Source organism: Fervidobacterium pennivorans (genome assembly GCF_001644665.1).
GTDB lineage: Bacteria > Thermotogota > Thermotogae > Thermotogales > Fervidobacteriaceae > Fervidobacterium > Fervidobacterium ngatamarikiense.
The window spans coordinates 547,976-571,209 of the sequence record NZ_CP011393.1 but is presented as its reverse complement, the minus strand read 5'-3'; the positions used below and the strand labels follow the sequence as shown (position 1 = coordinate 571,209).

The window sequence follows — 23,234 nt, the reverse complement described above, 5'->3', positions numbered from 1 at the left end:
CTAAAATTGCATCTTACACCAAGATTTTTACCTTTGACGAAATTTCTGTTGTTCGCGTAAATTTTAGTGAGATAATGTTGTTGTAAGTGATTAACATTCTAAACTGTAAAAGGTGGTGGAAGAAATGGATATAACATATAGGGAGATTATTGCAGGTGTGCTATTATTCACGTTTTTGTTTATACTTCTGCTGCCGACGGATTTTATGATTTCAAAGCAAAGTTCCTCCGAGGGATTAATTAAAATTCCAGTTTCAAATCCAGTTCTTAACATATTAGGTGCAAGTTTTAGTATACAGTTTGACAATGAGAAAGATGAAATTTTATACGGTCGAGGTGAGAAAATTGATATCTCTTCCAATACTGAAAGAACAGTACTAAACAAAGCCTCTGGGAGTATCATAATTGGTATTAGGGGGCTCAAGAACATTAATATTTCCGCCGCGAGCGTTCTTATATCAGGGGTCTTAGATAATGTTTTTGTTGATATTTCTTCGGTTAACGTTACATCTAAGAATCTTTTGATCAAAGGACCTGTAAAGATAAAGATTTCTACGGCAACGATTAAGGGTGAATTATACATCGATGAATTTTCGTCTGATGGAAAGGTCGAAATAATCGTTGATTCAGCATCAACAAATTTAACGGTATATGTCAAAAAGAGATACGAGAATAAAGTAACCATTCAGGGTAGAAATATCATTGTGAAAAACTGGTGATTTGACAGCAGCGGCTGTTTTTAGAGAGGGTATGTAGTGGGCGAACCTAAAGACTTTTGGAGGTGGATTGTATGAGGAAAAACGTATCTTTGGCGGTTGTTTTATGGTTGTCGCTGTTAGGTATTGTTGGGTTTGCGTTCGAGTTTGGTGGTGGTGGTCCGATAGTTGTTTACATTCCTGGTGGCACCCTATACGGACTGAAGAACATAAACATTCCGGTTGTAGACTTGCCAGAATTTACAGATGGTATAATTGCATTTGGTGGATATGGTTATGGTGGCGTTCCCGGTATGACTTACGGTGGTGGGTTCGGTTTTGGTGGAGAGAAAGAGGTCACAAAGGACGGAAAGAAGTACAAAATTGAAGTTGGCGGTGGATTTGGCGGTGGGCTCAAAAATATCTCTTTTGGTAATGTTAGCTTGCTTGCTGGCGTGTATTTTGGAAGTATTGACATAGTTCTTGGAAGAAAGGTGAATGAAAATAACACAAACGTTAGCAACCTCGAAGATGGAACCCTCGAAGGCTATCTCACCACTTCCATAGGTTACATTTCCATTGCAGCAAATCTTGCCATTGCTGTCAAAGTTACAGATTTTATGCAACTTGAAGTTGGAACAATTGCAATTGGTGGATATTCCCCAGACGGATGGCTTGTTAACGGTAAGCCTTTGCAAGGATTAACACAATACAACAATTTCTTGCTGACATACGGATTCTACGGAGGAGTTGGATTCGGATTTTGATGAGGTCTAAATCTTTGGAATTGTCACAAGTGTTAAAAGTATTGTTTGTTCGTACCTTAATTTGCACAATCTTTGCATACGTACTTCTAACGTTTGGTTTTGCTTCGACTGTGATTGAAGTTGCTAAGGAAGGTGCGCTCACACTTGAAAAGAGTGCGAGTGCACTTTTTCCATTTAACATTCTCTATTTCTACGTAGGGAGTGCACAACTTTCCAGAGCTGTAGAGCAAGAACCTTTTAATCTGGATATAAGGATAATAAGGATGGAGGCATTTTTCAGATTCATTGATACAAACCGACTTGCTCAAGACATGATTATCGAAGATGGAGAGTTTCTGTTGTTGTTGAAAGAGAAATCAAAGATAGACTTGGAAAGTGAAAAAAAGATCCTCTACATGATAACTTATGCCTATGGAATGAAAAGGAATACTGTAAAATTTGCATTTTATTTTGAAAAGCTTCAAAATATGAAAGATTCAAAGACCTACGTCGAAGATTTAAAGAAGAGGTTTCAAAACATGGTTTCTAAAAACTTCTAATTTCTTTAGAAAAGGAGAATATAAATGAAATGGAAAGTGAGTAGATCCATTTCTAAATTTATCGTAATCGAAACATCAATATTCATTCCCTACTTCTTTTTACTCAAATCAGTAGACTTCAAGGACTACTATACACCATTTGTGCTATCTTTTGTGCTGATAAACTTATGTATCTTCTTATACTCTGTCTTTTCAAAAGTCTACAGAACGGAGAAAAAAATATCTAAGATGTTGTTTTACTCCGTTATAAATATTGCATACAGCATTGTGTTAAGTGTATTTGTATCTGAGAGTATATTAAAAATTTCGTATTTCCAAAACAGTAATTTAGGAGTCAAAGACATATACTGGATAATTATCCTCTTAATATCCGTATCCGCTGCAAATTACCTCTCAGCTCTTAAGGAAAGGGTGAGAAGATTAGAATTGGAAAAGGAACTGCAAAATCTTCATATGGAACTACTGAGAGCGAAGCTAAACCCACACTTTGTATTTAATACATTCAACTTTCTTGCAGAAGCGGTCAGGCGAAATCCAGTGAGAGCAGAGGAATTCACTCTTAGAGTTTCCGATTATTACAGAGAAGTACTAAAATTTAAGAAACAGTGGTCGCTTTTTGAAGAGTTAGATTTCATAGAAAAGTACCTTGAAATACAAAAAGAAATGCTCCTACCGATTAAATTCGAATACAAAATAACAATTCAAGAGACAGTCAAAGATGCTATCATTCCTTCTGGTATTACTCAACCTGTTGTCGAAAATGCTATAAAATACGGTATTAAGATTAATTCCGGAGGAATTATAGAAATACATGCAGGCTTAGAGAATGAGAATGTACGAATCGATATACTTAACACAGGAAGCCCACAAAGAGAAATTAAACCAGAGCACTTTGGAACAGGTCTTTCTATAGTTAGTCAACAACTATCCTTTATTGAAGGTAAAATGTCGGTTAATGTGGAAAATGGTCTTACTATCTTTTCAATTCATATACCATTGATTAAATCGCATTGAAACAAAAGGGGTGGAGCAATGTTTACTTGTGGAATTGTGGAAGATGAACCCATGGCAATGGAACGAATTAAGAGACTAATCAACGAAATTGATAGTAATATTAAAATACTCTTTGAAGCATTTAATTGCGAAGAATTTATAAAAAAAGCCAATCTACTTCAACCAGATGTACTTTTTCTCGATATAAATGTTGGTGATAGACTCGTGTTTGAGGCTCTTGAGCACATAGAGTACGAACCACATATCGTATTTGTAACTGCGTACGATGAATACACGTTGAAAGCCTTCGAAGAATGTGCTATAGATTATGTGCTAAAACCTATTTCCAAAGACAGATTGAATAAAACTATTGAGAGAATATATAAACTAGGTTTGAAAAAGCAGAAACCAGAATACTACATATCTAAGCTTTCAAAACTTCCCGTGAAACACAACGATGAAATTTATCTTTTAGACACCGATGAAATTATCTATCTCGAGGCAAACAACAAAATCGTGCACATAGTAACAAAAGATAAGATATTTGAATGTACCATGCCTCTTCACGTACTACTTAAAAAACTTCCATCAAACAATTTTGTTCAAGTTCACAAAAGTTATATTATTTCCATAAAACATATTTCAAAGATAAAAAAATGGTTTCAAAATACATACATAGTACTAATGGACAACAACGATGAGATAAAAGTCTCAAGAAACTACCAGTACAACTTCTTCAAGATATTAGGTCTTAGGGAGTAATTTTGTTCCAAGCGATACTGTACAGTTGTATTTGAATTTTTCGCGCTTTGTACTGGGGGTGTATTAAAATGGAGAATGGATTATTACAGAGTGTCATACAAATCATTAATAAGGTGTTTACCAGGCTTGTTGTATTCTTTGTGCTTTCAATGACTTTAAATCTCTTACCTTCAAATTTACATGCTTGTACAATCGTATATCATAGGAATAACGACGGAACTATAATTATTGGAAAGAACAGCGATTTGGATTCACCAAAAGGCTTTTTATTGTTCATTCCGCCAAACAACGAAAAGTATGGGATGGTACTTTTGGAACAGCTGGGAGCCGATATGCCATATGAAGGTATAAACAGCTCTGGTTTGTATATCGCAATAACCGCTGTACCATTTTCCTGGAATATTCCAAATTTATTCAGACCAACGCGCATAAGTTTGCAAATACTAAGAGAAATTTTAGAAACTTCTAGCGATGTACAGTCGGCTGTAGCATTATTTAAAAAAAGGTCCATAATATTTGGAACTTTGTTTGGCAATCCGATGGTACACTATTTTTTGGCTGATAGATTTGGAAACACCGCTGTTGTTGAGTTTGTCAACAATCAACTGCACGTAATAGAAGGGGAAAACGTATTAACAAACCATTACCTGTCAGCTGATTATATCAAACCTGATAATCCAACATCTATAAGTCGCTACAAAAGAGCAAAAGCCTTACTTGAAAACTTAAAGGATGTAGAATTAACTCCGTATGATATTTTATCAATACTCCAAAATGTTAAACAGCAATCTACAGTTTGGAGCACATCATTTGTTGTTCGTAATGTATCAAACAAAGCAATTATAGAACTCTATGTAAAGGGACCAAACGAAGATGTTAAGAGCTTTAATGTGACAGCTGAATTAGAAAGAAATATGCATCTTTACAACCTGGAGACATTCGAAGAGCTCACCAACCATTCTGCTGACATAAAGGAGAATGAAACGCGGTTTTTAGTTAAAATCTCAAACAGTTATGGATATTTCTCTTCACCAACACTGACTACATTCTCGCTGCTTTTTAATTATGCAGGCTTTCCCAGAATTGGTGTGGAGTGCATTGTATCAAATCAAAGAACAGAAAATGAATCCCAAACAAAGTTATATTCTGGTATAAGTCTCGATTACCATTTTTTTGAACAATTTAATTTAGCCATCGGCATATTTTTCGAACTCACAACACCTTTAATTAACCTCCCTCTCTCTTTGCTCACTTTCGACATAGGTATTGAACCGGACAATTGGATTCCTTATAGGCCTCTACTATTTTTAAGGAGTGTGTTGGATCTTACAAAAAACATTCCTGAACTTTCTTTTTACCTCATGTTTGGAAGTGGTCTTAGATTTTAATTTTCTCAGTCGTTCTTAGTTGTCGAAAGAGGAGTTACGTTTCAAAAAAAGTAAATACTTTTTTATATTCCACTCTTTCTTTACCATTGTGAAATCATATCTGCAATGCTTAAAATAAGTATGCCTACCTTCTTAAATCAAGGCTTTTATGCATTTATATCGTGAAAAATTTCTAATCTGCCCCTTGACAGAGGCAATATTTTGTTTTATGATTTTCGTGAAAAGTATCACGAAAGAAAATTAGTTTAGCTGGATGAGTTGATACGTATTGATAAATAGATTCTATCCATTTAGCCCTGAATTTCCGTAGAACAATCTCATTTTTGTGGAGGTGTGGCGATGATTAGCAGAACCTACAGTAAAGTTGAAGAGATTTTAAAGAAGTACGAATACAAGAAAGAGATGCTCATCAAAATCTTACTCGAAGTCCAAAAAGAATACAGGCACATCCCAAAGGATGTTGTATACTACATCGGCACCGCGCTTGGTATCCCTCCTGCCAAAATCTATGGCGTTGCGACATTTTACGCCCAGTTTTCTCTAAAACCAAAGGGTGAGTACACAATTCTTATCTGTGATGGAACGGCATGTCACATGGAAGGTTCAATGAGTCTTGTAAAAGCTATAGAAGAAGAAGTAGGTATTAAGCCTGGTGAAGTTACGCCTGATTTGAAATTCAGCCTCGATAAAGTTGGTTGCCTTGGTGCATGTGCTCTTGCTCCAGCAATGGTAATAAACGATGAAGTTTATGGAAAACTGACTCCAGAACAAGTTAAAGAAATTCTGAGAAAGCTCAGAGAGAGAAAGGAGGAGGAACAATGAGCACAGTTGTTGTAAATGAACCAATATTGAAAAGTCCTCAAGAATTGCTTGATTATATAGAAAAGCTAAAAGAGAAAAGAGAAAAAAAGCTCCAAAAACCCTCCGTTTATGTATGTGTTGGAACTGGTTGTACAGCAAGTGGTTCAAGGAAGGTCTATGCGAAGTTTGTTGAAGTTGTTAAGGCAAAAGGTCTTGATGTCCAAATCGAAAAGGTTGATGACGATGATGAACCAGTAAAGAAAACAGGATGCTGTGGTCTTTGTTCACTTGGTCCGCTGGTAAAGATAATGCCATATGGCATCACATATAGTCATGTTAAAGTGGATGACGTGGAGGAAATCGTTGAGAAAACGCTTATAAAAGGTGAAGCTATTGAGCGCTTACTTCTCACAGACCCAATTACGGACAAAAAAGTAGAAAGACTGGAAGACGCTACATTTTTCAAGAATCAGACATTCTACATAATGGAAGCTGTTGGAACAAGTGAATGTGAAAGCATAGAAGATTACATGGCGCGAGGTGGTTATTCTTCACTTGCAAAAGTTCTCTCTGGGATGGATAGACTTGAGATAATAAATATGGTAAAAGCTTCTGGATTGCGTGGACGTGGTGGTGGAGGGTTCCCAACAGGTTTGAAATGGGAAGCCGCATATAAAAGCCAAGGCGATATCAAATACGTTGTTTGTAACGCGGACGAGGGTGACCCCGGAGCATTCATGAACAGAACACTTCTTGAAAGAGACCCACACTCGGTTCTCGAAGGAATGATTATCGCAGCTTATGCAATAGGTGCAAGGAAAGGTTACGCTTACATCAGGGCGGAATATCCGATTGCTGTTGATATGTTCAATAAAGCTATTGAGGATGCAAAAAGATACGGTCTTCTCGGCGAAAATATACTCGGAACGGATTTCTCATTTGAGCTTTACGTTAAAGAGGGCGCAGGTGCATTTGTTTGTGGTGAAGAGACAGCTTTGCTTGCCTCGATAGAAGGTAAACGTGGAGTTCCAAGACCAAGACCACCATATCCGGCACAAGCAGGTCTCTGGGGTAAACCAACACTTATAAACAACGTTGAAACATATGCAAACGTTCCAAAGATAATCAGGGATGGTGTTGAGAATTACAGAAAACGCGGAGTTGAGAATTCACCTGGTACGAAGATGTTCTCTGTTACTGGGCCATTAAAGTTGACGGGTATCATTGAGATTCAATTCGGTACTACGATTAGATACATTCTTGAAAATATCTGCGGTGGAACTTCAAACGGTAGAAAGATAAAAGCTATTCAGATTGGTGGACCATCGGGAGCTTGTTTGCCGGAGGAACTCTTCGACCTCCCACTTGATTACGATTCACTAATATCCGTTGGTGCAATGGTTGGCTCAGGAGGTATAGTCGCAATCACCGATGACAGATGTATGGTCGAAGTAGCAAGGTTTTTCCTAGACTTCACAAAACGCGAATCTTGTGGAAAGTGTGTTCCATGTAGAGAAGGAACAATGCAGGCTTACAATATACTCGAAAAATTCACACAAGGTAAAGCAACTTACGAAGACTTGGAAAGCCTCGAATACTTATCGGACATCATTAAGACAGCTTCTCTTTGTGGTCTTGGGAAAACAGCTCCAAACCCAATTATCAGTACCCTTAAATACTTTAGGTCAGAGTACATTGAACATATTGAGGGAAGATGTCCAAGCGGAATGTGTACTGCATTCAAGAAGTATGTAATTATACCAGAAAAATGTAAGAGCTGTAGTCTGTGTGCAAGAAGCTGTCCAAATGGCGCTATTAGCGGAGAGAGAGGAAAACCGTATGTAATTGACCAAGAAAAGTGTATCAAGTGCGGACTGTGTGTAACAAAGTGTAAGTTCGGTGCAATAGAACTTGTTGGCTGATTTGTGAGTCCTGATTGTCAGTTCGGGAGGGTGATGGAGAATGAAGATAGTAGTTAATGGCAGGGAAATAGAAATACGTGACGATGCAAGAAATGTGCTTGAAGCTCTCAGAGAAGTCGGTATCGAGATTCCAAACCTTTGTTACCTCTCAGAGACGTCGATATACGGAGCTTGTAGAATGTGTCTTGTTGAAGTCGATGGAAAAGATATAGTGACATCTTGTACATTACAACCAAGAGAAGGAATGGTAATAAAGACACATACACCAAAAATTTACGAGTTGAGAAAAGGTATACTTCAACTTCTGCTTGCATCTCACGACGGTGATTGTACAACATGTGAGATGAACGGAAAGTGTAAGTTACAAAAATATGCACAAGAGTTTGGGTTGACTAATAACAGATTTGAAAAGATTTCAAAGAAGACAATTACAGATACATCATCAGTTATTGTCAGAGATAATTCAAAGTGTATCCTTTGCGGAGATTGTGTGAGAGCATGTGATGAAATCCAGTCAATTGCTGCTATAGATTTCGCTTACAGAGGATTCGAAGCTCAGGTTGTTCCATCCTTTGAAGAGAAGCTAGAAAACACAGAATGTGTCCTTTGTGGCCAATGTGTTGCATATTGTCCAACAGGCGCATTAGCAATTAGAAACGATGTTGATAAAGTCTACAAGGCTATCGAAGACGGAAAATATGTAATTGGTATGGTAGCACCTGCAGTGAGGGCATCTCTACAAGAGGAATTCGGCTTGGAAGATGATGTAGCTGCAGCAGGTAGGATGGTCTCCCTACTGAAGATGATAGGATTTAAGAAGGTCTTTGACGTTGCGTTTGCCGCTGACCTCGTTACCTATGAAGAAGCACATGAATTCATTGAAAGATTGGAAAAAGGAGAAAAATTGCCACAATTCACATCTTGTTGTCCCGGATGGGTTAAATTCGCTGAACAATACTATCCAGAATATCTGGATAATTTATCAAGTGTGAAATCACCACAGATGGCACTTGGAGCAATAATTAAGAGGTTCTACGCGAAGGAAATAGGTGTCGATCCAAAAGATATCGTGCTCGTTTCAATAATGCCATGTACAGCTAAGAAGTTTGAAGCAGAAAGAGAAGAATTTAACGGTGATGTTGATATTGTTCTCACAACGAGAGAAGTTGTAAAGATAATTAAATCCACGGGAATTGATATAAGAATGGTAGAGCCTGAACCATTTGACAGACCGTTTGGACTTTCATCACAATCTGGTCTGAGCTTTGGTAAGAGTGGAGGAGTACTTGGAAGCGTTGTGAATGTCATTAACGAGATAATTGGAATAAAGAGCATAGAAACAAAACAAATTTCCGAAGGTGTTAGACTAACGACCATTGAACTTAGCAACGGTAAGGTCGTAAAAGGTATGGCGGTCTTCGGACTTGGAAACACCAGAAAAATTATTGATTCAATAAGAGCGGGAGAACTGGATGTAGATATTGTCGAAGTTATGGCGTGCAATTACGGTTGTATTGGTGGTGGCGGACAACCATATCCAAATGATTTTAGAACCAGAGAAAAGAGAGCAAGGATACTCAGAGAAGTTCAAAGTATCGATGTACTAATTTCACCAACAGAAAACTTCCACATGCTTCAACTGTATGAAAAATATCTCAATAAACCCCTTAGTCACGAGGCACATGAGGTAATTCACACACATTACAAACACAGAAGGAGAGTTCAAGAAGAAGAAATCGACATATTACCTCTTCCAGAAGAAGCCGAGGACAAAGTCAAGGTAAGTGTATGCTTGGGTACGTCTTGCTACTCAAAGGGTTCATATGAAATTCTTGAAAAGCTCATTTCAGTCGCAAACAAGGAAGAATGGGCAAGGAACTTAGAAATTAAAGGAACGTTCTGCGTAGAAAAATGTGGAAAAGCACCAAACGTCGTGGTAAATGATATAATAGTGTCCGAGGCAACAATCGAAAAGGTAAAAGAGGTGGCTTTGAATGAACTTAGAAGAACGAAAGGGGATTCTTCGGTTTCCAAAAGCAACGTTTGAACGTCTGAAACTATATCACGCACTTTTGAGCCAGCTTCTTGTTGAAGGAAAGCAGTATGTGTTGTCCGAAGAAATTGCAGAGTTACTTCGCATCACTCCAGAGCAAGTGAGGAAAGACTTTTCTTTCCTCGAGACTAAAGGAAAGCCAAAGGTAGGTTACGTGATTAAGGAATTACTCAATGAACTGGATGAGCTTTTTGGAACAGGGGTAGACGAGAACATTATAATCATCGGAGCAGGGCATCTTGGAAGTGCGCTTGCGAATTACAAGGGGTTCAAAAATATAGGCATAAGGGTCGCAGCAATATTCGATAACGATCCAAATAAGATAGGAACAATGGTTGGCGAACTTATGGTGCTTCCGTTAAAAGACTTGTCGAGGGTCATTCGAAGATTTAGAGTGAAGATTGCAGCTATCTGTGTTCCAGAAAATGCTGCACAGCAAGTTGCCGATTTACTGGTAAGCCATGGAATAAAGGCTCTCTGGAACTTTTCTACAAGGATATTGGATGTACCAGAAGATATAATTGTGCAAAATGAGGATATAACAAGGGGATTGCTTGGACTGAAACATATGCTAGCAGAAAAAGAAAGGCTAAAGGCTGAAAATGTAAACAAAACACAAAATCTCGCGTCTAAATGATAATTAAATAGTTTTCAAGCAGTTTTTAACCTTCGAACATTCGAACAATAATGCGCCACGCGCATATATATAGTGAGGAACGACCTCACAACGGCCAGCACACCTTCCCACCCCGGTTACCAAACCGGGGACTTTTTTTTTTACAAAAGAAAAGTGCCGGGTTATCCCGGCATTTTCCGTTGTTTTTCGTTAGTTTAATGCTCAGAAGTTCAAAGTTCTATTCCATACACCTTAGAGTATTTTTCTTTCACGTATCTAACAAATGGTTCATAAGATAGTGGCTTACCGGTTACCATCTTGATTAATTCAGCAGGTTCATACATCTTCCCTTTCGTGTGAATCTTTTCTCGCAGAAAGTCTTTAATAACGTCAAACTCACCTTTTGAAACTACACCATCAAAGTCAATTTCTTCTTTTAACTTCTCGAATATTTGGGCGGCATAGAGATTGCCAAGTGCGTACGTTGGGAAGTAACCAAAGTTTCCACCATACCAATGCGGGTCTTGCATACAACCAAGTGTGTTATTCGGAACCTCCAAGCCCATATAATCTTTAAATAGTTCAGCCCACTTATCTGGTATATCTTTTACATTCAACTCACCGTTGATTAATGCACGTTCAATTTCGAATCTTATGATTATATGTAAATTGTACGTTACCTCATCAGCTTCCGTTCTAATGTAGGACCTTTGGACTCTGTTTACTGCTCTCCAAAGCTCTTCAACCGTATACTCTTTCATTTCTGGAATAATTTCCACAAACTTTTGATATATTCCTTTCCAAAATGCCAGGCTCCTGCCCACTATATTCTCCCAAAATCGGGATTGACTTTCATCAAAACCATAAGAAGCGCTGCTACCTATTGGTAAACCGTAAAATTCTGCCGGAATGGAGAGCGCATACAACGCATGCCCAAATTCGTGAATGGTTGAATAGATAGAGTTCCTCATGTCGTTCACAATATACCTTGTTGTTATACGAACATCGTTTAGACCTATGGGATTTGTGAATGGATGGGTTGATACGTCTAACCTACCCTTGTTGAAGTCGTACTTAAGGTAATGCAATAACCAAATACTAAATTCCTTTTGTTTTTCAGCACTGATTTCTCTATCAAACGGGTCTTCTGCTTTTGGTAGGCTCTCTATTTTCTTAAGAACTTCGAGAATAAAGGTCTTAACACTGCTAAATATCTGTTCCACGTCGCTTGCTTTCATACCAGGTTCATAGAGGTCTAGCAAAGCGTTGTATGGTTCTTCTTCGTAACCTAAAATTTCTGCATACTTTCTAGATAGTTCTACAAGTTTTTCAAGCAGGGGTCTTACTTCTTCAAAATCCCCTTTTGATTTTGCAATTTCCCATTTTTGCTCAAGCATTGTTGATGTCATCATTATCCCCTGAAAGAGTTCAGGAGGTACTTTTTTATACTTGTAATACTCCTTCTTCCCCACAGAAACTATCTTTTCTTCTATTTCATTTTGGGGTTGAGCTCTTTCTAAAAGTGTGCCAAGAGCATCATCAATCATGGCTTTGAAAGCATAAGTACCTATCTCGGATAAAACCTCTGCCCTGTAGGGACCTGCATCTTTTGGCATGTAAGTCTGCATATCCCAGTAAAGCAAAGAAGCTGCACTGGAATACTTTGCAACACGTCTGTAGTAATTCTTTAGCTCTTCCATACAAACTCCCCCTAACTTTTTCAAAAACTGTTATCAAAGTACAAATTCAAAATCAATGCTGCTCAATCTGTAATGCAAAGCTTCACTAACAGCTTTTGCATCGACAATATCGTCACCGTTGAGGTCAGCGATGGTTCTTGAAACTTTCAAGATTTTATCTATAGCCCTTCCTGAAAGCCTGTGTTTTGTGACAAAAAGTTTCAAAATTTCCTCTGCTTTGTCGTCTAGTTTAATATATTTCTCAACCATTTTGTGAGTCAACTTTGCATTTAGCTTTATGTTCTCTTCTTTGTATCTATGCAGCTGTTTTTCTCGTGCTTTCATTACCCTTTCACGAATTTGCGCGCTTGATTCCCCGTCCGTTTGTAAAGTTTTTCCACGTATCTCTTCGTAAGACACTCTAGGAACCTGGATTTGGATATCTATTCTGTCAAGTATGGGACCTGATATATTTTTCCAGTATTTTCTGATTTCATAAGGAGAACACTTGCAAGCTATTTCTTTGTCTCCGTAGTAACCACATGGACACGGATTCATTGCCGCAATTAATTGAAAGTTGGCAGGAAAGATATGCGTTGCCTTTGAGCGAGAAACAGTAACCACGCCGTCTTCAAGAGGTTCACGGAGCGCTTCCAAAACATCCCTCCGAAATTCGGGAAGTTCATCCAAGAACAATACGCCATTGTGAGCAAGCGTTACCTCTCCAGGTTTGACATTGGTACCTCCGCCAATTATAGCCACCGCACTTGAAGTATGGTGAGGACTTCTGAAGGGTCTTTTAGTTATAAGTTTTGAATCCAACAAACCAATGGCACTATATATCTTTGAAGTTTCGATGATTTCCTGTTCACTCATAGGTGGCAGTATCGTTGGAAATCTTCGAGCAAACATTGTTTTTCCCGTGCCCGGTGGTCCAACCATCAAAACATTATGCCCACCACTTGCTGCAACTTCTAAAGCTCGTTTTGGAACTAAATGCCCACGGATATCAGAAAAGTCTACTTCATGGTTTTCAGTATCAAAGCTTGGTGTTTCATACTTGACCTGGGGAAAATTTCCTGTCTTTATTGCTTGGACTGCCTCGTAGAGATTCTTAAATGGTAGGAATTTTGCTTTAGTAGCTGCAGCTTCAGGGATATTATCCGAAGGGATGATAAAGGTAATCAAAGGATTTTGAAATTCCAACAATATAGGAAGGACACCTTTAACTCTTTTGACACTTCCATCTAAACCCAGCTCTCCAATAACAATTGCGTTGAATGGAGGTATGTGTTTTGCAGCTCCTAAAATAGCTAACGCTATTGCAAAATCTAAAAAGGTGCCTTCTTTTTTAACATCTCCAGGTGCTAAGTTAACAGTGATAAGTCCATCAGGCATAGAAACATTGGAATTTTTGAAAGCACTGAGAATCCTTTGCTTGCTCTCTTTAACTGCGGTGTCTGGTAGTCCAACAATGTTGATGTCTCTTTTTACACTTCGTGCATTTATGTCCACCTCCACGTTTACCAAAAGCGGAGTTATACCCACAATAACTGCCGACTTCGTGCTGAAAAACATCTCCCTATCCCCCTTGTTCCTTCATTAACTCGTAGACCCTTTGAGCGATTCTTGCGGTTAACCCCCAAATAACATAGTTTTCGTACTTATAAAAGGTGACCTTATAAACCCCTCGCTTCCAGTTGTATTCTCTTCCAAAAGGTATGAGATGATACGGAAAGTCTTCATGCGGTTTGAGCTCCACATCAACATAACCAGTGGAGTAGGGTTTTTCAAAGTGTTCAAGTGGGACTAAAAAGGTTTCCTTCACCTCACTTGTGTTTATACAAAGTTCACGTAGGTCTACAGAAACAACAAAAGGGTATATGACCGAATTGAAAGGTGTTATAAGCGGTTCCACTTCAAAAAGCAACTGAACAGTCTGAAGCCCGATCTCTTCCTTAAGCTCCCTTAAGGCTGCTTCATATGGCTGTTCATTTTCTTCAATGTGCCCACCTGGAAACGACACTTCTAACGGCTGTGGAATGTTTTCTGACCTAACTTCAAAAAGAATTTTATGCTCATACACGGGAACACATACTGCATAGTAATTGAACTCACCAAGGAAACGTTTCAAAAACTCACCTCTGCCTTTCGAAAATCGTTCTTAAAAATTTTGGTGGATTTATTTAACGGCAGAATTCCAGTTCATCGGATTTCCGTAAAGACTGTTCCAGTATCCAGACGGCGTATCGTTAACATAATAGCATCTCACTTCCTTACCAAAAACAAATAAATATCCATTGCTTAAACTTATGTATTTCCCATTTGGAACAGTATCCGTGAACAAAACCTTCTTAGTATTTTTATCAATAACTTGAAATTTGCCGTTTGAATCTATAAGGTAGAGCCTTTCTTTTCCCAAAACAGCGTCGGTAATTTCGGCCGAAATAGTCAAGAAATTGGTTCGCCCTTTAAAAATATCTGTGCTGTCTTTCATAGGTATGAATTCATAAGGATTACCGTATTCATCTATAAGCGAAAACCCTACCTGTTTGCTGATGTAAGGTGTTTCAGAGTATATCGGTAAGTTTTTAGGTTTCCCTGCAAAACTATCTACGCTTTTATCCCTCCAAAGGTTTCCAGCACCATCGACAACATAAACTTTCCCAGCAAGGGAAACCGATGGCGGTATTGAAGGATAGGTCCCTACTTTGTAAGAGCTTCTTATAACACCTGTCTTATCTTCGTCTTTGATAATGTAAAGTGTTCCTTTGTCAGTAACCACATAAAGTAAATATCCATCCCAAGCAGGGCCGTAAGCAATATCACTGTCAAGTGAAAGCTTCCAGGCAAGCGTTCCATCTTCCTTCAATGCATAGATGGTATCATCCCAAGACCCAACGTAAATATGATTACCAACTGTAATATGCCCAGTTATTACAAAGTTGGTTCGGTATGACCACACTATTTTTCCACCATCAATTGCGATAACCGTTCCCTTCGTTGTAGGCACATATGAAACAGTCCCTTTTACAGCAGGTTTGCCAGAAATGGAATCATTTAAGACTACTTTCCATACAAGTTCGTATAACTTTGGAATTTTTGGTTGCTGTTGAGGTTCCGAAGGCTTTACAATAGTCGTTTCTTCTTTTTTTTGTGGTTCTTCATCAGCTTGCTTTTGCGAAGTCGAAGGTGTAGTTGATTGTTGCGTCGGAAGTGGAGGCTGGACCGTTACTGTGTCTTGAACTATATTCTCTTCTTTCTCATCAGTGTAAACAGGAACAAGAGATTTTACAGTAAATTTCAGCTCTTTTTGTACAAGGTCTGCTGTAATCAATAAATTTCCAGAATACAGGTACCTTCCATCTGTAAAAAGTGCCCCTTTGTATGGAAAAGTAGTGCTCAACCTTGCCGAACCTCGGTAGAGGTAAATCTTACTTCCGTCACTAAAAACATGATAACCTGCAAAGTAAACGTAATCTGAAAACTTCGGGTAGACTCTCTCAAGCTTCACAAACCTAACGTTTGAAATATTAAAAAGTTGCGTTTGCGAGCCAAAAACTGCCATGTATTGTTCGGAAATCTTAAAGAAAGCAGCATCTGTTGGGACGGACCATACAACGTTGCCAGCGTAGTAACATACTATTTGGTTACTTTCGATTCCAATTATGTAATCTGATACAACGTAAATGCTCTTCATCTTTGATGATACTGTTCCTATACTTGTTGCTGAACCTTTTTCTATCTTGTATACTTTCGAGTTTGATAATACGTAGTTAATCCCTACACGCTGGGCATTTTTAATGTCTATTTTAGTCTTCCCATCAAGAGAGTAAATACCATCGGTTGTTACATAGTAATACTGCGTACCATCGAAGAGCACATCCAATGCTGATACACTCCTAAGAACATTACCAGCTTCATCGACAATACCTGAAGTTGTAACAATAAGAGCCCCGGAAAATAGTAATGTAGCAAACAAAAAAGATAATGGAATAACTGCCAGTAAATTCCTTCGCACAGCGTTATACCCCCTGATAGTCTCTATGATACTGCCTGCAAATTTCGTTTAGTTATTTATAGGTGAAACCTGTAGAATCAAGAACTTTAGATACATCGTTTCAAGAATATTGTAAACTTGAGGATGGTCAACAGGCTGGCCACCTCTGTAAATTAACCTCAGAAGAACTTTAGCGTCGATTGCAGCATCAACCAAAATAGACTCAAATTCACCCTGGGATACAACCTGCGTACAGGAAGCTGTTGCAAGTAAACCCTCACTTTTCAGTAGTTTCATGCTTCTATAGTTAATTTCTTTATACCCCTTAAATGCTGCATCACGACTTGAGGCACTCTTAGCAAAAGACGGAGGGTCAAGAACTACTATATCGTATTTTTTCGATTTTTCATAACTGGATTTCAAGTAATCAAAAGCATTTGCAACGACAAAGTCCGTTCTATCTTTATCAAAACCGTTTAATTTTGCAATCTCTTTTGCTACGTCAATCGCACGCTCCGAATAATCCACAAAAGTCACATGCTTCGCTCCACCACTAAGTAAGTGCATTCCAAAATTTCCGGTATACGAAAAGCAATCGAGACAAATCTTGTCATGAGCAAACTCTCTGAGTTTCCTCGCATTCTCACGCTGGTCTAAGAATGCCCCTGTCTTCTGTCCCTTTGTATCAGCCAAGAACTTTATCCCGTTTATCTCAAATGGTATGAGTTCTGGGCCAGAACCGTAGATCCAACCTGAGAATTCTTCAAGACCTTCTTTCCTAACTGCACTTCCCTCGGTTCTTTCAAATATACCTGTCGGGGAGAAAATTTCAATGAGAACATCCAAAATGAGGTTTTTAAGCTTGTTTATTCCAAGTGTATTAAATTGAACTGTGAGATATTCGTTGAACTTATCCACAATGAGTCCAGGTAATCCGTCAGCTTCACCAAAGATAACCCTGTAGGCATTCTCTCTTGTGATACTGTATCTATTTCTCATTGCTTGCAAGATTCTATTCTTTATAAATTCCCGGTTAATATCCACCGGTTTTCTTGAGAGCAATCTAACCGTTATCTTGGATTTTGTGTTAATGTATCCAATCCCAAAAAACTGGTTTGCGAAAGTGTATACAAGGACTATATCTCCATCCTCAAAATTGCCCTCTATCTTTTCAATTTCGTTATCGTAGACCCACGGATGTCCGTTAAATACACGACGCTTTATGTCTTTCTTTAAAATAACTTTCGCATTTCTGTTACCCACCGCCTAATTCACCTCTTAGCATGTCTTATAACCGTCACGTACGGTTAAATTATAGCATAGATTTCACTTTTCTCAATCGTGTTAGTATTTTGAAAAAAATTAAGTAAACTCTCGGTATTAAATGGTCTAAACGATAAAACGTTATAAGATTCTTATAGCAAGCTATTTCGGGATTTTCTACAGTGGGGTCCTGAGGCTTATAATTTTGTTGAAAAATGTCCTAGAATAAAACTTTTCGTGGAAAAAACTCAACACTCTGGGGAAGGGGAGTGGCTGCAACATGCGGATAAAGGAACATCCTATTCTTAGTGTTCCAAGTGAGAAAACTTACTTAACGTTCTACTTTGAAGGGCGAGTTGTTTACGCAACCTCTGAAGATACGATTGCAAGTGCTCTCATTGCAAACGGCTTTGATGTGTTCGGGTTCACAGAGCACAAGCATCCTCGAGGATTCTTCTGTGCTATAGGTAAGTGTTCAGCCTGCCTCGTGGAAGTTGACGGGATTCCTAACGTTCGTGCTTGTATAACTCCCGTAAGAGAAGGTATGCAGGTCAAAATGCAGGTTGGAAGGGGGAAACCGAAATGGTAAGACACGTCAAAGCACTTGTTGTCGGTTCAGGACCAGCTGGATTAACCGGAGCAATAGCTATTGCAGAATCTGTTGGTGATGGTAAAGATGTGGTAATTATAGACGAAGGAATCGAACCTGGTGGTCAACTTCCAAAGCAAACACACAAATTCTTTGGTCACGAAGGATTTTATGCCTCAGTAAGGGGGTTTGAAATTGGAAACTTACTTGTCAAAAAGGTTAAAAGTCTTGGAGTTGAAATAATACAGCAAGCAACAGTAACAGGTATATATGAAGACGTAATAACCGTTTATGATAGAGTAAACAACATTGTGAATGAGTATTTAGCAGATTATCTGCTAATCGCGACGGGCGCAACGGAAAAATTTCTAGCATTCAAGAATAATACACTACCAGGTGTTTATGGAGCGGGCGCTGTTCAAACACTTATGAACCAATACAAAGTTCTCCCAGGTCAATCGTTTCTTATAGTCGGTGCAGGTAATATAGGACTTATCGTTGCATATCAGTTAGTCCAAGCAGGTGCAGAAGTGAAGGCTATTGTTGAAGCTTCATCACGTGTTGGCGGATACGCTGTTCACGCGAATAAGGTCAAAAGACTTGGGATACCAATATTGCTTAGGCATACGATTCTTGAGGCGATAGGGAAAGACAAAGTCCGAGGTGCAGTTGTAGCCGAAATCGATGAAAGATTTAAACCTATACCGGGAACGGAAAAGGAATTTGTTGTTGATGCCATATGCTTGGCTGTTGGTTTGCAACCAAATGTTGAGCTTGTTGCTCAAACTGGCGCAAAGCTTGTTTACATACCCGAACTAGGAGGGTATGTGCCTTTGCGTGACGAGAATATGAGAACAACCGTACACAACGTATTTGTTGCTGGAGACCTGGCTGGAATAGAAGAAGCAACAACTGCTATGATTGAAGGCTACATTGCCGGTTACAATATTGCGCAGGAATTAACAGGAAAATCTTTTAAAGAAAAGATTGAAAAAATGAAGAAAGAACTCGAAGAATTTAGAAGAGGACCTTTCTCCAAAAAGGTTAGAGACGGACTAAAAAAGATGGGAATTGTGTTTCCTGAAGGTGGATACAGGGAAGAACAACAAGTTGACAAAGGACCCATGGGAAAATTAAGGGCAGTTATAGAGTGTCCGCAAGCTATACCTTGCAATCCATGTGAAACGTCTTGTCCAACAGGAGCCATAAATGTCGGTGGTAATATTAATGGCATCCCTCAAATAGATTATACCAAGTGCATCGGCTGTGGTGTCTGTGTTATGAAATGCCCGGGTCTTGCGATATTTATGATTCAGGAGAAGGATGAGTACTCTCTCGTTGGTATCCCATATGAGCTACTCCCAATACCCAGCAATGGAACAAAGGTGAAACTTCTGGACAGAGAAGGTAAGGATGTTACAGATGGAGAAGTAGACCACGTGGCTCTAAACAACAAGGGAAAAACACACATAGTCTTTCTCAAGGTACCAAAAGGATTCGAAGATGTAGTTAGAAGCTTCCGAATACTTGCTAAGTCAGAGGAATTTATCTGTAGATGCGAGGAAATAACAAAAGAAGATATCGAAAGAGTTATCGACATGGGCATTACAGATTACGAAGAGCTCAGGAGAGTATTAAGAATAGGTATGGGACCGTGTGGTGGAAAGACCTGTAGGACTTTAACTTTACAAATTCTCTCAGAGAAGACAGGTAGACCTGTTTCTGAAATAGAACTTGGTGCGTACCGCCCTCCAACAATGCCAACTCCATTTGAAGCTGTGGTTAAGTCCGTATTGACTGAGAACAGTGAGGTTTCTGAGAACATACCAGGGGGTGTCAAAGATGAGTGAGGTTAAAAAGTATGATATATGCATAATAGGTGGAGGTATAACGGGAACTGCGTTGGGGTATTTCTTGTGCAAACTTGGAAAAACTTCCGTTGCAATATTCGAAAAATCGTATCTTTCATCAGGGTCAACGGGTAGATGTGCGGGCGGAATTAGACAACAATGGTCAACCAGACCAAATGTGCGTTTAGCAATGAGAAGTGTTAAATTATTCGAAAGATTCAAAGAAGACGTCGGTATGGATATAGAATATAAACAGGGTGGATATTTGGTGCTCTCATACATCGAAGAGGAAGCTGAACAATTTGAAAAGAACGTTAAAATGCAACGTGAAGAAGGACTTAACGTAGAAATTCTCACTCCTAAACAGGTCTCTGAAAGATACCCGTACATAAACACCGAAGGTTTGGTTATGGCTACGTTTTGTCAAACGGATGGTCATGCCAACCCGCACAAAGCCGTTATTGGTTATGCACAAGCAATTAGAAGAATGGGTGGACATATATATACCTACACAGAAGTAAAGAATATTGATGTTGCAAACGGGAAAGTTATAGGTATCGATACGACAGCTGGGTACTTTGCCTGTGATATAGTTGTCAATGCTTCTGGACCTTGGTCAAATGAGGTTTCAAAACTTGTCGGCGTTGACCTTATGACTGAGAGTTACAGACATCAAATTTTGGTGACAGAGCCACTAGAAAACTTCTTCCCAATGATGGCGATAAGCTTTTCCGGTAATTTTTACATGCGTCAAACCCTCCATGGGCAATTCATAATGGGCCAAGGTGATAAAGATGAAAAACCAGGCCTCAACTTCAATGTCACGTACAAATTTGAAAAAGAACTAGCAAGTAAAATGGTTAAGATTTTTCCATTCCTAAAAAATGTCAGGATAATACGACACTGGAGCGGGATGTACAACATGTCACCTGATGCTCAGCCGATAATTGGTGCAAGCGAAAAGGTAAAAGGATATTATTACGCGGTAGGCTATTCAGGCCATGGTTTCATGGTAGCACCCGCCGTTGGTGAAGCGCTTGCAGAATTGATAGTATTTGGGAAGACACTACACACTGATATTTCCTACCTTGACATAAAAAGATTCGAAGGGCAGGTTTTGGAAAGAGAGAAAAACGTGGTATAATTTAAGTAGTATTAGAAAATAAGAAAAGCATTCTGGTTTCGAGGGGCGCTGGTAGTGAAATGGACAAGAAAGTCCTTATAGTTGACGACAGTAAATTTTGGAGGATGGTTCTTCAAAGCATCTTAGAGAAATTAGGAGTAAAACAAATAATCGTAGCTGAAGATGGAACAAAAGGTATAGAAATTGCCTTAAAAGAATTACCTGATATAATCATTACCGACTACAATATGCCCGGAATATCAGGTCTTCAAATGTGCCTTTATCTGAGGTCGATACCCGCGTTTAAAAACGCGGGTATCGCTGTTTTAACTGGTTCTGACGATGTGATAAATGAATTCTGGGCTGAGCATAGCGGTGCGGACAAATTTATCTCGAAACTGCTTTCGAAAGAAGTACTTGAAAAGGAACTTCAAAGATTTCTTTCTGGTGATTACTCTTCCTCCAAATCAAAAGAGATGTTTTACGCAACGAGTATCTATGATGTTCTTGAACAAAAGATGCGAAAAGAAATACTGAATAGAGAGATACTTTCTCTCATTCAATTCGCTAGAGATGAACTGTACGTCATCCAGCAGCTCAAGAATCTTTTAGAATTCTTCTCTCGTTTTACTGGGCTGACTTTCCTTCTTTTATCACCAGTTGAGGGACGAATTTACAATTTTGGCTTGCCGTTAAGCAAGATGATGAGTAAAGAAAAACTTCTGAGTTCGCTCGAAAAACCCTTAGAGCCTTCCAATTGGTCTTACTTTGGTAATTTCGGTTCAGAATTCAACGTAGACGGTTTGGAAACCGTTGTTATCAAATATCAAGAGAGTGAGATAGGATTAATCGCATACGCAAATCCATCAGATAAGTGGAGTCTAAACAAAGTTCTAAATGAAGCTAACGAAAGCATATCACTTCTTTTTAATACAATGAATATTTTCAGGGAACTCAAGGTGGCATCCACCGTTGACGGTTTGACAGGACTATTCAATAAGAAGGAGTTACTGAGATTCCTTGAAGAAACGCATAACCTGGCCAAAATAAACAAAACGATATATTACGTTGCAATGTTCGATGTCGACAACTTTAAGAAGGTGAACGATACATACGGACATATAGTAGGAGACGAAGTGTTAAAGGGTGTCGCTACGGTTCTCAAAGAGGAAACAACAGGAAAAGGTATAGCAGGGAGGTATGGTGGAGAAGAATTCTGTCTTATCATAACAAAAGTGTCAAACACCGACGAAGTCGTTGAGCTAATTGAGAAGATATTAGATAGGGTTAGAAACACTCAATTCCCGCACGGTAAATGCACTGTTTCTTGTGGTGTTGTGAGTTCGGAAGGATATGAATCCCCGACAGAGGTATTGAAAGCGGCGGACGACTTATTGTATATTTCGAAAAAAACTGGAAAAGACAAAGCAAGTTATATGTTCCTTCCAAAAAACAACGTTCTGGTCAGCCAAGTAGAACATCAAGAGCAGACATGATTAGAAAACCGAATATAAGAAAGTAAGTAGATAGCCGCTCATTTCCACGTAAATGTGTCTCAGGTATCACCTCATCGCTCACAACAAACACCATAGCACCTGCTGCAAATGCCAACATATATGGCAAAAGTTTCTTGCTAATTAATATCAATCCAGCACCAAATATTCCACCGAGAACTTCAACAGCTCCTGTAAGCAAAGTAACCAATAACGAAAACGGAGTTGAATATCCCGCGTTCATTAACGCAACCATTGTAGCAGCACCTTCTGGAATATTCTGTGTCCCAATAGCTATAGCAACACTTAAGGCTTGTGGTGTGTACCCACTTATCCCAACCGCCATACCTTCCGGGAAGTTATGAATTGTTATAGCTATCACAAAGAGCCATATCTTTGATAGTTTCTTAATATCTGCTCCTTCATGACCCTTCAAAAAATGTTCATGTGGTGAATATTTATCCATTAAGTCTACGAGAACAGCACCAAGCAAGAAACCCACGGCGAAGCGCAAAATTCCACCGATTTCAAGCGAAGGCCCCGCTAAACTAAAAGCACTCGCTGCAAGCATTATGCCTGCAGCCATACCCATTAAGGAATCTATAACCTTTTCCCCAAGGTGTTTATGAAATAACAACAGTGGTATTGCACCAAGCATAGTTGAAAGCCCAGCTAGTGTACTGAGAATTGTCCCCTTTAAGA

General features: G+C 38.9%; 20 protein-coding genes. 14 read left to right on the top strand and 6 right to left on the bottom strand.

Going from position 1 to position 23,234, the window contains the following annotated elements:
- Positions 1 to 124 precede the first annotated feature (124 nt).
- The 10 genes from JM64_RS02710 to JM64_RS02665 all read left to right on the top strand — a co-directional run bounded on the left by JM64_RS02710 (position 125) and on the right by JM64_RS02665 (position 10,556).
- Positions 125 to 718, top strand: a complete 594-nt coding sequence (locus JM64_RS02710) for a hypothetical protein (protein WP_064011395.1) — start codon at positions 125 to 127, stop codon at positions 716 to 718.
- Between the two features lie 71 nt (positions 719 to 789).
- On the top strand, positions 790 to 1,461 hold the full coding sequence (locus JM64_RS02705; RefSeq protein WP_064011394.1) for a hypothetical protein: 672 nt from the start codon (positions 790 to 792) through the stop codon (positions 1,459 to 1,461).
- 14 nt (positions 1,462 to 1,475) lie between these two features.
- Complete coding sequence (locus tag JM64_RS02700) at positions 1,476 to 2,000, top strand: hypothetical protein (protein ID WP_064011393.1); 525 nt, start codon at positions 1,476 to 1,478, stop codon at positions 1,998 to 2,000.
- A 24-nt stretch (positions 2,001 to 2,024) separates the two neighbouring features.
- Positions 2,025 to 3,014 (top strand): sensor histidine kinase, encoded by a 990-nt coding sequence (locus JM64_RS02695; protein WP_064011392.1) that lies wholly within the window; start codon positions 2,025 to 2,027, stop codon positions 3,012 to 3,014.
- Positions 3,015 to 3,032: 18 nt separating this feature from the next.
- Complete coding sequence (locus tag JM64_RS02690) at positions 3,033 to 3,755, top strand: LytR/AlgR family response regulator transcription factor (RefSeq protein ID WP_064011391.1); 723 nt, start codon at positions 3,033 to 3,035, stop codon at positions 3,753 to 3,755.
- Positions 3,756 to 3,823: 68 nt separating this feature from the next.
- On the top strand, positions 3,824 to 5,143 hold the full coding sequence (locus JM64_RS02685) for a carcinine hydrolase/isopenicillin-N N-acyltransferase family protein (protein ID WP_064011390.1): 1,320 nt from the start codon (positions 3,824 to 3,826) through the stop codon (positions 5,141 to 5,143).
- Between the two features lie 339 nt (positions 5,144 to 5,482).
- A complete protein-coding gene (nuoE, locus tag JM64_RS02680; protein WP_156487880.1) occupies positions 5,483 to 5,965 on the top strand; it encodes an NADH-quinone oxidoreductase subunit NuoE in 483 nt (160 codons plus the stop codon).
- Complete coding sequence (locus tag JM64_RS02675) at positions 5,962 to 7,866, top strand: NADH-ubiquinone oxidoreductase-F iron-sulfur binding region domain-containing protein (protein ID WP_409417947.1); 1,905 nt, start codon at positions 5,962 to 5,964, stop codon at positions 7,864 to 7,866. Before nuoE ends, JM64_RS02675 begins: the two co-directional genes overlap by 4 nt.
- 40 nt (positions 7,867 to 7,906) lie before the next feature.
- Entirely contained in the window at positions 7,907 to 9,913 is a 2,007-nt protein-coding gene (locus JM64_RS02670; protein ID WP_064011389.1) for a [FeFe] hydrogenase, group A, read from the top strand.
- On the top strand, positions 9,861 to 10,556 hold the full coding sequence (locus JM64_RS02665) for a redox-sensing transcriptional repressor Rex (RefSeq protein ID WP_064011388.1): 696 nt from the start codon (positions 9,861 to 9,863) through the stop codon (positions 10,554 to 10,556). The genes JM64_RS02670 and JM64_RS02665 overlap by 53 nt, the downstream gene beginning before the upstream one ends.
- Before the next feature lie 209 nt (positions 10,557 to 10,765).
- Here JM64_RS02665 and JM64_RS02660 read toward each other — a convergent pair whose 3' ends face one another.
- The 5 genes from JM64_RS02660 to JM64_RS02640 are packed head-to-tail and all read right to left on the bottom strand — an operon-like array spanning position 10,766 to position 17,477.
- Complete coding sequence (locus JM64_RS02660; RefSeq protein ID WP_064011387.1) at positions 10,766 to 12,235, bottom strand: carboxypeptidase M32; 1,470 nt, start codon at positions 12,233 to 12,235, stop codon at positions 10,766 to 10,768.
- 33 nt (positions 12,236 to 12,268) lie between these two features.
- Complete coding sequence (locus JM64_RS02655; protein ID WP_064011386.1) at positions 12,269 to 13,792, bottom strand: YifB family Mg chelatase-like AAA ATPase; 1,524 nt, start codon at positions 13,790 to 13,792, stop codon at positions 12,269 to 12,271.
- Between the two features lie 4 nt (positions 13,793 to 13,796).
- Positions 13,797 to 14,348 carry an NUDIX hydrolase gene (locus JM64_RS02650; protein WP_064011385.1) on the bottom strand — a complete coding sequence of 184 codons (552 nt, stop codon included), beginning with the start codon at positions 14,346 to 14,348 and terminating at the stop codon, positions 13,797 to 13,799.
- Between the two features lie 48 nt (positions 14,349 to 14,396).
- Positions 14,397 to 16,235, bottom strand: coding sequence for an outer membrane protein assembly factor BamB family protein (locus tag JM64_RS02645; RefSeq protein WP_064011384.1), 1,839 nt, complete (start codon positions 16,233 to 16,235; stop codon positions 14,397 to 14,399).
- A gap of 48 nt (positions 16,236 to 16,283) precedes the next feature.
- Positions 16,284 to 17,477: a class I SAM-dependent rRNA methyltransferase gene (locus JM64_RS02640; protein WP_064011383.1), complete on the bottom strand. Its 1,194-nt coding sequence runs from the start codon at positions 17,475 to 17,477 to the stop codon at positions 16,284 to 16,286.
- A gap of 280 nt (positions 17,478 to 17,757) precedes the next feature.
- Here JM64_RS02640 and JM64_RS02635 point away from each other — a divergent pair, with 280 nt between their 5' ends.
- From JM64_RS02635 to JM64_RS02620, 4 genes are read left to right on the top strand one after another with little or no spacing between them, the layout of a single operon-like run.
- Positions 17,758 to 18,066 (top strand): (2Fe-2S)-binding protein, encoded by a 309-nt coding sequence (locus JM64_RS02635; protein ID WP_064011382.1) that lies wholly within the window; start codon positions 17,758 to 17,760, stop codon positions 18,064 to 18,066.
- Positions 18,060 to 19,916: an FAD-dependent oxidoreductase gene (locus tag JM64_RS02630; RefSeq protein WP_064011381.1), complete on the top strand. Its 1,857-nt coding sequence runs from the start codon at positions 18,060 to 18,062 to the stop codon at positions 19,914 to 19,916. Before JM64_RS02635 ends, JM64_RS02630 begins: the two co-directional genes overlap by 7 nt.
- On the top strand, positions 19,909 to 21,060 hold the full coding sequence (locus JM64_RS02625; RefSeq protein ID WP_064011380.1) for an NAD(P)/FAD-dependent oxidoreductase: 1,152 nt from the start codon (positions 19,909 to 19,911) through the stop codon (positions 21,058 to 21,060). Before JM64_RS02630 ends, JM64_RS02625 begins: the two co-directional genes overlap by 8 nt.
- Before the next feature lie 59 nt (positions 21,061 to 21,119).
- The gene (locus JM64_RS02620; protein ID WP_064011379.1) at positions 21,120 to 22,535 is read left to right on the top strand and encodes a GGDEF domain-containing response regulator; all 1,416 of its coding nucleotides are present in this window, start codon (positions 21,120 to 21,122) and stop codon (positions 22,533 to 22,535) included.
- On the opposite strand, the gene JM64_RS02615 is transcribed toward JM64_RS02620, so the two are convergent.
- Positions 22,504 to 23,190 (bottom strand): ZIP family metal transporter, encoded by a 687-nt coding sequence (locus JM64_RS02615; protein ID WP_064012467.1) that lies wholly within the window; start codon positions 23,188 to 23,190, stop codon positions 22,504 to 22,506. The genes JM64_RS02620 and JM64_RS02615 overlap by 32 nt on opposite strands.
- Between the last annotated feature and the right edge of the window lie 44 nt (positions 23,191 to 23,234).

Bases quoted from the DNA above. Each gene is read 5' to 3' on its own strand.
- JM64_RS02670 (WP_064011389.1), top strand. From the start codon at position 7,907: ATGAAGATAGTAGTTAATGGCAGGGAAATAGAAATACGTGACGATGCA.
- JM64_RS02655 (WP_064011386.1), bottom strand. From the start codon at position 13,792: ATGTTTTTCAGCACGAAGTCGGCAGTTATTGTGGGTATAACTCCGCTT.
- JM64_RS02660 (WP_064011387.1), bottom strand. From the start codon at position 12,235: ATGGAAGAGCTAAAGAATTACTACAGACGTGTTGCAAAGTATTCCAGT.
- JM64_RS02665 (WP_064011388.1), top strand. From the start codon at position 9,861: ATGAACTTAGAAGAACGAAAGGGGATTCTTCGGTTTCCAAAAGCAACG.
- JM64_RS02620 (WP_064011379.1), top strand. From the start codon at position 21,120: ATGGACAAGAAAGTCCTTATAGTTGACGACAGTAAATTTTGGAGGATG.
- JM64_RS02695 (WP_064011392.1), top strand. From the start codon at position 2,025: ATGAAATGGAAAGTGAGTAGATCCATTTCTAAATTTATCGTAATCGAA.
- JM64_RS02685 (WP_064011390.1), top strand. From the start codon at position 3,824: ATGGAGAATGGATTATTACAGAGTGTCATACAAATCATTAATAAGGTG.
- JM64_RS02625 (WP_064011380.1), top strand. From the start codon at position 19,909: ATGAGTGAGGTTAAAAAGTATGATATATGCATAATAGGTGGAGGTATA.
- nuoE (WP_156487880.1), top strand. From the start codon at position 5,483: ATGATTAGCAGAACCTACAGTAAAGTTGAAGAGATTTTAAAGAAGTAC.
- JM64_RS02690 (WP_064011391.1), top strand. From the start codon at position 3,033: ATGTTTACTTGTGGAATTGTGGAAGATGAACCCATGGCAATGGAACGA.
- JM64_RS02705 (WP_064011394.1), top strand. From the start codon at position 790: ATGAGGAAAAACGTATCTTTGGCGGTTGTTTTATGGTTGTCGCTGTTA.
- JM64_RS02630 (WP_064011381.1), top strand. From the start codon at position 18,060: ATGGTAAGACACGTCAAAGCACTTGTTGTCGGTTCAGGACCAGCTGGA.
- JM64_RS02615 (WP_064012467.1), bottom strand. From the start codon at position 23,190: ATGCTTGGTGCAATACCACTGTTGTTATTTCATAAACACCTTGGGGAA.
- JM64_RS02675 (WP_409417947.1), top strand. From the start codon at position 5,962: ATGAGCACAGTTGTTGTAAATGAACCAATATTGAAAAGTCCTCAAGAA.
- JM64_RS02710 (WP_064011395.1), top strand. From the start codon at position 125: ATGGATATAACATATAGGGAGATTATTGCAGGTGTGCTATTATTCACG.
- JM64_RS02635 (WP_064011382.1), top strand. From the start codon at position 17,758: ATGCGGATAAAGGAACATCCTATTCTTAGTGTTCCAAGTGAGAAAACT.